The sequence below is a fragment of the Endozoicomonas sp. genome, from assembly GCF_031844845.1.
Classification (GTDB): Bacteria; Pseudomonadota; Gammaproteobacteria; order Pseudomonadales; family Endozoicomonadaceae; genus Endozoicomonas.
Genome location: NZ_JAVRMB020000236.1, coordinates 1 through 12,832 on the forward strand (window position 1 = coordinate 1; position 12,832 = coordinate 12,832).

Sequence of the window (12,832 nt, forward strand, 5' to 3'; positions counted from 1 at the left end):
CTCTGCTGATCACCACATTTATTCTGATTATAAATATTCTGGCCACCGTGTTACCTCGCTGGCTGAAAGCAAGAAAGGCTGCCAAATGACCATGAATGTAGCAATCGAACAGACTCTTGAAGCACAGAACAACCCGCTGGCTGAGCCTGCTTCTGTCACTGAGTTAAGCAGTGCCAACCCTGCACCTCGTATGGAGGTGAAGGGCCTGAACTTCTATTACAACAAAAATGCCGAGCCTGCACTGAAAGACGTCAACATGCCAGTTTACAACAACCGGGTAACAGCACTGATCGACCCTTCCGGCTGTGGTAAGTCTACTCTGCTGCGCACCATGAACCGTATTTATGATCTTTATGGTACTCAGCATGCTGAAGGTGAAGTCCTGCTTGATGGAGAAGATGTTCTCAAAAACAATGTGGACCTGAACGCCCTGCGTTCAAAAGCAGGTATGGTATTCCAGAAGCCAACTCCATTCCCAATGTCCATCTACGACAACATCACCTTTGGTCTGAAAATGCAGGGTGGGATGTCCGCACCGCAAATGGCCGTTCGCGCCAAAAAAGCATTGAAGCGGGCTCACCTCTGGAAAGAGGTAAAGGACAAATTAGACGCCGATGCCAGCAGCCTGTCCGGTGGCCAGCAACAACGCCTCTGCATTGCCCGTACCATCGCCCTGAAACCGGAAGTGATTCTGATGGATGAGCCAACATCGGCTTTAGACCCACTGGCCACCGCCGCCATTGAAGAGCTGATCACTGAGCTGAGGCAAAAATACACCATCGTCATCGTCACCCATAATATGCAACAGGCGATGCGTATCTCGGACTACACTGGCTTTATGTACCTGGGAGAGCTGATGGAATTCGGGCCAACGGACAAGATTTTCCACAACGCTGACCACCAGAAAACCCGTGATTACATTGCCGGAAATTTTGGTTGAAAAAAAGCAACCCTGAAAATGGCTATCATCGGTCGCCATTTTTTAATGCCGAAAGAAATTATGAGAAAATTCTTATTCATTAGAATCACAACTCCCCTCTGAGCTATCACTTTCCTCAGGGTCGTAACCTTCATCAGAGCAATAGCCTTCATCGGAGTCATCGGCGCATTCAGATTCCCTGAATAAAGGACTACCTCCAGAGGAAGGGGAGCGAATTTCATATGAACAATTGATAATAAGCTTGTCTTCATCAATGGTCATCGATGTTATATGGACAACTTTTCCATCCGGTGACGGGAGTTTGCAATTCCCCTTCACTCTTGTGTGATATCTTGCCGCAATGGCGCCTGGCACCAAAAATTCGTTACGCTTTTTTACATACACTCCAGCATGAATGTGATCATTAGTAGCTCCCCAATTATATTGATATTTATGCTTCTTCCCCGGCCCAAGGATCAATCCTCCGCAAACCGTACGGTGACCATACCTGATGTGCAAACACCCATGTGCAGTCCAGACAACAACAATCGGCCTGTTGGTTTCATTAACAACAGTAGACTTATTAACAGCGTGAACGGGAAATATCAGAAAACACGACAGGAGGCCAGCCAGCTTTAAATTTAACGCTTTCATGGAGAAACCCCGATAATAGCAGTACCTGACTTGAAGGGAATTACTCGAAAAATTAATCCGTATGGAAAACAGTGCTGCCGGTACTGATATCAACAACTTCAACACCACCAGAGAAACTCTGTTTAAAACTATATTGAAATGAAATATCTGAAATCATTGGATTAAGCCTCTTTCAGGTTCACCCTGAAATTGAAAAACACCATGATTATAGTAGTCTTCCTGAACATAAAAACCAGAATAGTAATTAAACGACATCTGCTTGATTCGCGAACCACCAGTACAGCACGACTCCAGCAAGTTATTATGCACAAGCTCCATTTTACAAGGATGTGAATGCCCTGACAGGTGGCTTTTATGCCTTTTTGGTAATCCCAGCCTTCCTGATCCAGAATAACCTGCTGCTACCGGACAAATAAAAAAGCCCATCCATCGGAATGAACAGGCTTAAAAGTAAACGAATTTATTATTCAATCAACCACTGAACAAATATCAGTGTGTATCAAGCGCATCAAATGACTTAACCAGCTCATCCAGTGCTTTCATCTGAGCCAGGAAAGGCTCAAGCATGGACAGACGAAGCGCAGAAGGACCATCACAACGGGCGTTATCCGGATCCGGATGCGCTTCCAGAAACAGTCCTGCAAGACCGATCGCCATACCAGCACGAGCCAGTTCAGTTACCTGATGACGACGACCACCGGAAGCGGCGCCCATTGGGTCACGGCACTGCAGGGAGTGAGTTACGTCGAAAATCACCGGCGCACCACCACTGACCTGTTTCATGGTATGAAAACCGAGCATATCAACCATCAGGTTGTCATAACCAAAGCTGGCACCGCGTTCGCAGAGAATCAGGCGATCATTTCCTGCTTCACGAAACTTGTCAGTAATGTTCCCCATTTGGCCCGGGCTCAAAAACTGAGGTTTCTTGATATTAATCGCCGCACCGGTTTTCGCCATGGCTTCAACCAGGTCAGTCTGCCGTGCCAGAAACGCTGGCAGCTGAATAACATCCACCACCTCCGCAACAGACTGACATTGATGAGCCTCATGAACATCAGTAATCACAGGAAAACCAAAAGTTTCCTTCAGTTCCTGAAAGATTCTCAGCCCTTCATCAATGCCCGGCCCACGGTAGGAGGCAATGGACGAACGGTTAGCCTTATCAAATGATGCCTTGAAGATGTAAGGAATACCGAGCTTTTCAGTAACCCGTACAAACTCTTCAGCTATCTTCATGGCCAGGTCACGGGACTCCAGCACATTCATCCCGGCGAACAGGACAAATGGCTGGTCGTTAGCGACCTGAATACCATTGATATCAACTATCTTGCTCTGCATGAACGGTCAGCCTTATTTGGAAGCGTGCTTGAAAGACTGTGCTGCATTAATAAACGCAGCAAACAGGCCATGACCATCACGGGGTGTTGACGTAAATTCCGGATGGAACTGACAGGCAACAAACCAGGGATGATCCGGAACCTCTATCATTTCCACCAGGCTGTTGTCTTCAGAACGGCCAGCAATCTTAAGACCGGCCTCTTCCAGCGTCTCAACGTAATGATTATTCACTTCATAACGATGACGGTGGCGCTCGGTAATAACGTCCTGACCATAGGCTTCACGGGAATGAGTGCCAGTAATCAGGTTACAGTTCTGTGCACCCAGGCGCATGGTGCCACCCAGATCAGAGGCCTCATCACGCTTTTCAATCATGCCGTCAGCGTCAATCCACTCGGTAATCAGACCAACAACCGGATGGGCTGCCTGACGGTCGAACTCGGTACTGTTGGCACCATCCAGACCTGCTACGTTACGGGCATATTCAATAACAGCCACCTGCAGGCCAAGACAGATACCCAGGAAAGGAATCTTGTTCTCACGGGCATAACGCACCGTTTCAATTTTGCCTTCAACACCACGATGACCAAAGCCACCGGGTACAAGAATAGCGGAAACCCCTTCCAGAACCGACAGGCCATCCTGCTCGATGGTTTCAGAGTCCACGTAACGAATAGTCACCTTGGTCCGGGTTTTAAGACCTGCGTGCTTAATCGCCTCAATCAGGGATTTGTAGGCATCCAGCAGTTCCATGTATTTGCCGACCATGGCGATGGTGATCTCTTCGGAGTAGTTAAACTCACGATCCACCACATCATCCCACTCCGAAAGATCGGCTTCCTGACAACTCAGGCCAAACTGGTCAACAATAATTTGATCCAGTTTTTGCTCATGGAGCATACGGGGAATCTTATAAATACTGTCCGCATCTTCCAGAGAGATAACGGCACGTTCTTCCACGTTGGTGAACAGTGAAATCTTGCGTCGCGCAGAAGCATCAATATAGTGCTCACTGCGACAGACCAGAATATCCGGCTGAAGACCAATGGAGCGCAATTCTTTAACCGAATGCTGGGTTGGCTTGGTTTTGGTTTCACCCGCCGTCTTGATGTAAGGCACCAGAGTCAGGTGCATTAACATGGCACGCTGAGAACCCAGTTCCATTTTCAACTGACGAATGGCTTCCAGAAAAGGCTGGGATTCGATATCCCCAACGGTACCACCCACCTCAACCAGCGCGATATCAGCATCCCCTGCACCTTTGACCACCCGACGTTTGATCTCGTCGGTAATGTGCGGAATAACCTGAACCGTACCACCGAGATAGTCACCACGGCGTTCTTTGCGCAGGACATTCTGGTAAATCCGACCGGAAGTAAAGTTGTTAGCCTTCTTCATGGTGGTGCGGATATAACGTTCATAATGTCCAAGATCAAGATCGGTTTCTGCACCATCCTCAGTAACAAAAACCTCGCCATGCTGGAAAGGGCTCATGGTACCCGGATCAACATTGATATAGGGGTCCAGCTTGAGCATCGTCACCTTGAGACCACGGGCCTCAAGAATGGCGGCGAGAGAAGCCGATGCGATGCCTTTACCTAACGAGGAAACAACACCGCCGGTGACGAAAATATAACGCGTCATGCTTACCTGCTGTGAATATAAAAAAAGCGGGGTGAAAAGAGAGACTCAAGATGGGAAATCAGGATACCAAAACCGGCGGGAAACGTAAAACCGTTATCCTGCCATTTGTTGGAAGATTCATCATTTTAAACCCTCGGTTTCCCGAAGGATATTAGTTCTGTATGCAGCTCTGTATGCAGCTCTGCCAATGAAGTGAGAAACCGTCACCTGTCCTTGAACAGTAACCTTCACATACCCAAAGGCCCGGAGCCGCCACCATTTGTTCACCTTCATAAATAAAAGGAAGATATTCTCGCAGCCAGGGCGGAACCTTATAGTCCTGCAGCCATTTTTTCAGGGTTTTCCGCCCTTTTCGCCCGGCAATAGCAATCTTCTCATCACCCGGAATATGGCATCGACGCTTTAACAACAGTGGCTTTTCCGGCAAACAAATGGCTCTGAAATTTTCAGCAGATCCTTGATAACAGACTAATGATCGTTCTCCAAGCCTGAGTTCAGAATCTTTCTGCCAGTCCCATAACATGGGGGCAAACGATAACAACCTGGTTTTCGCTTCCAATACCACCAGCATGCCCTGATAACGGCTGAGAAGAAGGCAGTCAGAAATTTTTATCTGAGGCTCTGCATCAACTCGCGCATCAACGACCTCCCGAAATATCCGTTTTAGCGTATCCCTTGAAGGAGGCTGTATACCTTGCATTTTCAGCCACTCCCGGATGACCAGCTTCCGGGAGCGAGTATCAAGCTCTTGCAAGGCTTTACTATTTATTAATGGCTGCCGGTCAAGCAGCCATTGGGGACGATAGTCAATACACGACTGGAGCTGAATTCTGGTTTCCTGCTGCACACTCTGATTCATCTGCCCCACTTCCCGGGCAAACTCAACCAGCCGCCCAGAAGCCCCGGGCCAACGATCCTCAACCATGGGTATCAGTCGTTGACGGAGAAAGTTACGGGAAAATCGTTCATCCCTATTGCTATCGTCTTCGATAAACTCAAGGTTATGTGAGTGAGCCCAGGCATCAATGGAAGATCTCGGAACAACCAGCAAGGGCCGAAACAGCACGCCATCACCAAGGGGCCTTTGCTCAGGAATTCCCTGAATACCATCAACTCCCGTCCCCCTGAACAGCCGAAGCAAAACAGTCTCAGCCTGATCATCACGGTGATGCCCCTGCAGCAGGCAACCACCGCCCTTCACTGCGTTAACAAAAACCTGATAGCGGGCTTCCCGGGCAGCCTGTTCCAGACCATACCCCTCATTTTCAAGTGAAACTCTGACAATGGTCAGAGGCACCTGCCACTGATCACAAACAGACTGACAATGCTCAGCCCACTGATCAGCATGTTTGCTTAAACCATGATGAACGTGCACTGCCTGCACTTTAGAGACAGCACCCTGGTCACGCAAAAGTGTGAGCAGATGAAGCAAAACGGTAGAGTCAACGCCACCACTGAAAGCAACCGTTAACGGACATTCAGGAAGCAAAGACTGAAGGTTAAGGGATAACTGATTGAACACCCACTCAGGGCTGAGTGGGTAACAAGAAGAGGCGACTGAACTCAAAGTGACCCAAAATTCCTGATTTTCTGGTAACGCCGCTCCAGCAGAGCGTCACTATCCAGCTCTGAAAGTTTATTCAACTGATCCACCAGCGTTGCTTTCAGACTTATAGCCGCCGTTTCCGGATCACGGTGCGCTCCGCCCAAAGGCTCGGCAATCAATGTATCAACCAGCCCCAACTCTTTCAGACGATCGGCGGTTACCCCCATGGCCTCAGCCGCGGTGGAAGCAAACTCTGACTTTTTCCAGAGAATTGAAGCACAGCCTTCCGGTGAGATCACGGAATAGGTGGAGTAACCCATCATCACCAGATGGTCACAAACCCCAATGGCCAATGCGCCGCCAGAACCACCTTCACCAATCACCGTAGAAATCACAGGCACTTTCAGGCGAGACATCACGGCCAGATTGTAGGCAATCGCTTCACTCTGCCCCCGCTCCTCAGCACCAATACCAGGATAAGCGCCCGGGGTATCGATAAATGTCAGGACTGGCATATTGAAACGTTCTGCCATCTCCATCAGACGGCAGGCTTTACGGTAACCTTCCGGCTTGGGCATACCAAAATTACGACGAACCTTCTCTTCAATCTCACGCCCCTTTTGATGACCAATGATCATCACCGGACGACCATCCAGTCGAGCCATACCGCCCACTATGGAAGGATCATCAGCAAAGTGCCGATCACCATGGAGTTCATCAAACTCAGTAAAGATATGACGAATATAATCCAGCGTATAAGGCCTTCTGGGATGCCTTGCCAGCTTGGCCACCTGCCAGGAGGTGAGATTATTAAAAATAGAGTCCGTCAGACCGCGGCACTTATCCTGCAGTGTTGCAATCTCTTCCGTAATATTCAGCTCTGCATCGCTGCTCACCAGTCGAAGCTCTTCTATCTTGGCTTCCAGTTCAGCAATAGGCTGTTCAAAGTCCAGGTAATTCGGGTTCATGAAATCCACTTACTCTATTTAGGGGCTCAAGGCTGTTTAGAGGCTCAAGGCTGCTTGCCACCAGCACAACCCACTGCCCGGCAATCCCAACGACCCCCCGTATCTGACAGGTTGTTCTGCCTGTCATGGGTGACCGGATTGTCTCTCAGGCTCCGCTTAATCATGGCCGGATGATAAATAGGAATCAAAATACGTAAACACCGGCAGAAAGTCGAGTTAAAAAGCGTAAACGCCTGTAAACGAACCTTGTCGAAGTCGGCTCTCTCCATAGGCAATAAACACAATAAAATAGACCTGAAAGCGAAACAACTAACCCCAGAGCAAGCTCTGGGGAGATCAGGTTAGCGCTGAGTAATACGTAGCTAGCTGACGGAATTAACTTTTCGGAATGAACTTTCAATCAAAAGCAGTGATTTGACGAGATTCTAAACCAATATAAGAAACACTGTCTTTAAGCCCATCCCTCACACCACTAATAAATCCGGTATGGTGATCGCTATTTGAGAAAGCATACGCCAAACTCAGATACATAATTCCTCCCAGAAAACAGTATGCCGAAATGACTCTACCTTCAGAAGAAACGCCTCGCCTGAACACACCAACACCCCCTGTAGCTGCCAATATTGTGCAGCGTCTTACCAGGTCATAAGATTGTTGATCAACGTCGTCATACGCCCCGATAACAGCTACACCTATCCCACCTATAGCAGCACTGCAGCTGATCATATCTCAATTCTCAAAAATGGATTACCCATGATAATAAAAACTTACCAGATACCGGATTGACTATTTGTACCAAAGCCATCAGGCATACTCCACTTTAGCAGCATTCTTACCAAGCCACTGCCTGAGTTCCAACACCAGCTCATCACTGGGACTGACCAGCCACTGGTCTCCAAGCATCATACTGGCGCGGGCATCTTCACCGCTGAAATCAATTCTCACCGGAAGGCGCCCCGGTTGTTCCCCCAGCATGGCTGACAACTTACGGCTGAAGTGGCCATCGACCTGCTCATGGCTGACGTCCAGAACCAGTCGACGGGCATAATGGCTGCGGGCATCAACTACTTTCATCACTTTCTTTGAACGAACCTTTATGCTGCCAGAGTAGTCATCAAAGGTAACCTCGCCCTCTACCACCAATACCGCATCTTTATGAAGAAGGTGCTGATATTCGGTAAACACATCGGCAAAAAAAGAAACCTCAATTCGCCCGGTTCGATCATCCAGGGTAACAAAGGCCATTTTTTCGCCTTTCTTGTTTTTCATGATCCGTATATCAACCACCAGCCCGGCAATATTCTGGCTGTCACCCCGGGCCGGCTGCAGGTCCTTAATCCGGTTACGGATAAAGTGTTTAATCTCACTTTCATATTCATCAATAGGGTGTCCGGTCAAATAAAGACCGAGCGTGTCTTTTTCACCACCGAGACGAGCCTTATCGGTCCACTCACTGGCTTTCAGATAGGCGTCATAAACGTTCTCTTCACCGGCGGGCATCAAAGCACCAAACATATCCATCAGCCCGGAATCCTGGTTTTTTGCGGCCTGATCAGCGGCTTTTATCGCCTCACCCTGGCAGGCTTCAAGCACCGCCCGATTAAAATTCAACCGTTCTGCTTTGGCCGATGCAGGCCCCAGAAGATCCAGGGCTCCGGAGCGGATCAGTGCTTCAATCACTCGTTTATTAAGACTTTTGGCATCCACCCGGTCACAGAAATCAAACAGGTCTTTAAAAGACCCACCCTCATTTCGTGCCCTGACAATGGCTTCAATAGGACCTTCACCCACGCCCTTGATGGCACCCAGACCATATATAATATGACCTTCGTCGTTAACACCAAACATATATGCGCCGCTGTTAACACTGGGTGGCTGCACTGTCAGCCCCATATCACGGCACTCTTCGATAAAGGTCACCACTTTATCGGTGTTCTGCATATCGGAGCTCATAACCGCAGCCATAAATTCCGATGGATAGTGAGCTTTTAACCAGAGCGTTTGATAGGAAACCAGGGCATAGGCGGCAGAGTGCGACTTGTTGAAACCGTAACCGGCGAACTTTTCTACCAGGTCGAAGATCTTCATCGCCAGCTCACCATCGACGCCCTGACTGATCGCACCTTCCTGGAATATCGACCGCTGCTTGGCCATCTCCTCCGGCTTTTTCTTACCCATGGCCCGGCGCAGCATATCCGCGCCACCCAGGGTATAACCGGCCAGCTCCTGGGCAATCTGCATGACCTGTTCCTGGTACAGAATAATGCCATAGGTGGGCTGAAGAATAGGTTTCAGCAACTCATGCTGATATTGGGCATCCGGGAAGGAAACCTCCTCCCGGCCATGCTTGCGGTTAATGAAGTTGTCCACCATGCCGGACTGCAAAGGACCAGGGCGGAACAGGGCCACCAGGGCGATAATATCTTCGAAGGAGTCCGGCTGAAGGCGTTTGACCAGGTCTTTCATACCCCGGGATTCCAACTGGAATACCGCGGTGGTTTCTGCCCGTTTCAACATATCAAAGGAGCGTTTATCCCTCAGATCAATGGCTTCTATCGCCAGAGGCTCTTCACCCCGCTGCTCCCGGCGCGGATTGATGAGTTTCAGGGCCCAGTCAATAATGGTGAGCGTCCGCAGGCCCAGAAAGTCAAACTTCACCAGACCAGCATATTCAACGTCGTTCTTGTCATACTGGGTAACCACCCCTTTACCATGCTCATCGCAATAAAGAGGCGCAAAGTCAGTCAGTTTAGTGGGCGCAATAACCACACCACCGGCATGCTTACCCACATTTCGGGTAAGCCCTTCGAGCTTGAGCGCCATCTCCCAGATTTCAGCGGCTTGTTCATCGGTTTCCAGAAACTCCCGAACCGCCTCTTCCTGCTCGTAGGCTTTACTCAGGGTCATACCGATTTCAAATGGAATCATTTTTGAAAGACGATCGGCAAGCCCATAGGGTTTACCCTGAACCCGGGCTACATCACGGACCACTGCCTTAGCAGCCATGGTACCAAAAGTAATAATCTGGGAGACCGCATTCCTGCCATAAGTGCGGGCCACATAGTCGATAACCCGGTCCCGCCCCTCCATACAGAAGTCAACGTCAAAGTCGGGCATCGATACCCGCTCAGGATTCAGAAATCGCTCGAACAGAAGGTCGTATTTAATCGGGTCAAGATCGGTGATCTTCTGGGCATAGGCCACCAGCGAGCCGGCACCGGAGCCCCGGCCAGGGCCAACAGGAATATCGTTATTTTTGGACCACTGGATAAAGTCCATCACGATCAGGAAGTAACCGGGAAATCCCATCTGGAGGATGGTATCCAACTCAAAGTCCAGACGGTCCCGGTAGATTTTCTCGGTTTCCGGAAAATCCGGGGCACTGGTATCAAACAGAAACTCCAGTCGCTCCGTCAGACCGTCATGGGAAAACTCACGGAAAAACTGGTCCATGGTTTTGCCTTCCGGCACCGGATACTCCGGCAGAAAGTACTCCCCCAACTTGACATGCACAGAACAGCGGCGGGCAATTTCTACGGAATTAGACAGTGCTTCAGGGATGTCAGAGAAAAGCGCTAACATCTCCTCCTCTGACTTCAGGTACTGTTCTTCACTGTATCGGTGTTCGCGCCGGGGGTCATCCAGCACCATACTCTCAGCAATACAGACCCGTGATTCATGGGCTTCAAAGTCATCCCGGGTTAGAAACATGACATCGTTAGTTGCCACTACCGGACAGTTGAATTGGCCAGCCAGCTCAACAGAACCATGGAGACAGTCTTCATCACCGGCCCTGCCGGTACGATGCAGCTCAAGATAGAAACGATCAGGAAAGGCTTGCATCCACTCATTCAACAGCTCACCGGCAAGCTGTTTCTTGCCAGCCAACAGTGCCCGGCCAACCTCTCCCTCCCTGGCTCCAGAGAGGGCTATCAATCCCTCTGACTGCGCCATGATCCACTCTCTTTTTACCAGAGCCTTCTCAAAGTGCTGATTTTCCAGAAAAGCCCGGGAGATCAGTTCGGTAAGATTATGGTAGCCCTGCTCATTCATGCACAAAAGCACTATACGAGATGGCAGTTGCTTATCTGCCGGATTTTCCACCCACAGGTCAGCCCCACAAATCGGCTTGATACCCGCCCCCATGGCGCTGGAATAAAACTTCACCAGGGCGCAGAGGTTAGACTGGTCAGTAACGCCAACTGCAGGCAGGCCAGCCCCAACGGTAGAACTGATGAGTGGCTTTAGACGTACCAGACCATCACTGAGAGAGAACTCGCTATGAACCCGTAAGTGGATAAATCGTGCTGTTATGGGTGCGGTCATCGATGAAGGGAGTCCTGAATGGCAATCTTGCCATGATAACAATGAAGAGACCACTCTAACAAATTAATATTAAAGGCGTTTTTCGGTAACCAAATAGACAAAACAAATGCATCCCCAACGCTTTAATCAGCATGATAATTTGAAGGCTATGCAATTACGATATAGAATCCTCTGAAACTCAAATGCAAGCAACAAAAAAACAACATCAGAAAACATGACTCTTCCAACATGCAATCAACACACAATCACGCCATCCCCATTTCGGAAAACGGTAGAAAGGGAGGATCGACGAACCTGTGAAAAAATAAAAGACTGCTATTTAAAAAACAAACAAGACCCTGACTCAGAAACCGACAACAAAAAAAATCAACCGCTATTTTCAAGAAAGAAAAACATTCAAGAGAGTCAAAGAATTTTTCTCAATAAAGACCCTTCAGATAACAACCAAAGAAATAAAACCAGTGATTCAGCAACTGAGTTTAATGATAAAACCAAAAAATGGGAGAATCTCTTACACCTGACATCAAAACAAGAATTTGTAATGGCAGCCTTTCAAGGCAGCCATCAATTCATCTTCAGAGATCAAGACAAAAATGACGACAACACAAAAAACCAAAAAAGAAACCATAAAAATAACAACCCCGACATACTGGCTAACTATTGGAACAACAGGGCATCTATCTGTACGTTAGGCAGGAATGCCAGTATTCTAAAAAAAGCCCTCAGCAACAACATGTCAAAAACGAAAATTCTTTTGCCGGCAGTTATCAAGAATCAACTGACAAGAGATTCAGAAAACAACCATTTACTGAATCAGCATTATTGGAGCGAATTAGTTGAACACTGGTTATCAATGGATGGCGACACCCGTCAGAATCACATTGAAACCCAATTAACGCATACCATCATCAACCATACCGACCCTCGAAAAAAATTACACTGGCAGTCAGGTGTACTTGCCGCCAGAGATATTCCAGCCTATTGCGTGATTGCACCTTATGCAGGTCTCTACTGTATTGGCTCTGACATTCTTAAGGAAAAATCACGCTTTGGTACAAATGTTGATCGCTATGCGGTGAACTGCCCAATGGATAATATTCAGATTTATCTTTGTGGCTACGGTCATGGGAATATCACACTTTGCATAAATGCCAATACAACTTATTCTGACAAAGATCCATTTTTTAAAGATAACGTATGCTTCGTGGTCGTTATCTATCAGGGCTGGCCATATACTTTTATTGTCAGCATAAGCCCAATCAAGAAAAACCATGAAGTATTGATCGATTACGGTCGGCACTACTGGAAAGAACACGGAGACGATCGCTCTAACAACCTCAATTTGCCTGAAACGAGCCAACCTCCACAATAAAAAACTTTACCGTGTTAAAGCCTCACAACCCCAAAAAAGACACTTGCGTAACCAAGGCCTCC

The 12,832-nt window shown here is 48.4% G+C and carries 10 protein-coding genes; 2 read left to right on the forward strand and 8 right to left on the reverse strand.

The window, feature by feature from the left end; all coding sequences use genetic code 11:
* Nucleotides 1-190 precede the first annotated feature (190 nt).
* Nucleotides 191-940 carry a phosphate ABC transporter ATP-binding protein PstB gene (gene pstB / locus RM811_RS12485; protein ID WP_402524749.1) on the forward strand — a complete coding sequence of 250 codons (750 nt, stop codon included), beginning with the start codon at nt 191-193 and terminating at the stop codon, nt 938-940.
* A gap of 72 nt (nt 941-1,012) precedes the next feature.
* Here the strand turns inward: pstB and RM811_RS12490 are convergent, their stop codons facing one another.
* The 8 genes from RM811_RS12490 to dnaE form a co-directional block, all read right to left on the reverse strand.
* Nucleotides 1,013-1,573 carry a hypothetical protein gene (locus RM811_RS12490; protein ID WP_402524682.1) on the reverse strand — a complete coding sequence of 187 codons (561 nt, stop codon included), beginning with the start codon at nt 1,571-1,573 and terminating at the stop codon, nt 1,013-1,015.
* A 489-nt stretch (nt 1,574-2,062) separates the two neighbouring features.
* Complete coding sequence (gene kdsA, locus RM811_RS12495; protein ID WP_402524684.1) at nt 2,063-2,914, reverse strand: 3-deoxy-8-phosphooctulonate synthase; 852 nt, start codon at nt 2,912-2,914, stop codon at nt 2,063-2,065.
* Between the two features lie 12 nt (nt 2,915-2,926).
* Nucleotides 2,927-4,558, reverse strand: a complete 1,632-nt coding sequence (locus RM811_RS12500; protein ID WP_402524687.1) for a CTP synthase — start codon at nt 4,556-4,558, stop codon at nt 2,927-2,929.
* A gap of 151 nt (nt 4,559-4,709) precedes the next feature.
* A complete protein-coding gene (tilS, locus tag RM811_RS12505) occupies nt 4,710-6,125 on the reverse strand; it encodes a tRNA lysidine(34) synthetase TilS (protein WP_402524689.1) in 1,416 nt (471 codons plus the stop codon).
* Entirely contained in the window at nt 6,122-7,072 is a 951-nt protein-coding gene (accA, locus tag RM811_RS12510) for an acetyl-CoA carboxylase carboxyl transferase subunit alpha (protein WP_402524691.1), read from the reverse strand. The genes tilS and accA overlap by 4 nt, the downstream gene beginning before the upstream one ends.
* A gap of 44 nt (nt 7,073-7,116) precedes the next feature.
* Entirely contained in the window at nt 7,117-7,356 is a 240-nt protein-coding gene (locus tag RM811_RS12515) for a hypothetical protein (protein WP_402524693.1), read from the reverse strand.
* Nucleotides 7,357-7,468: 112 nt separating this feature from the next.
* Nucleotides 7,469-7,798: a hypothetical protein gene (locus RM811_RS12520; protein ID WP_402524696.1), complete on the reverse strand. Its 330-nt coding sequence runs from the start codon at nt 7,796-7,798 to the stop codon at nt 7,469-7,471.
* Nucleotides 7,799-7,876: 78 nt separating this feature from the next.
* Nucleotides 7,877-11,398, reverse strand: a complete 3,522-nt coding sequence (gene dnaE / locus RM811_RS12525) for a DNA polymerase III subunit alpha (protein WP_402524697.1) — start codon at nt 11,396-11,398, stop codon at nt 7,877-7,879.
* A 733-nt stretch (nt 11,399-12,131) separates the two neighbouring features.
* Between dnaE and RM811_RS12530 the strand changes: the two genes are divergently transcribed.
* Nucleotides 12,132-12,770, forward strand: coding sequence for an SET domain-containing protein-lysine N-methyltransferase (locus RM811_RS12530; RefSeq protein WP_402524699.1), 639 nt, complete (start codon nt 12,132-12,134; stop codon nt 12,768-12,770).
* Nucleotides 12,771-12,832 lie beyond the last annotated feature (62 nt).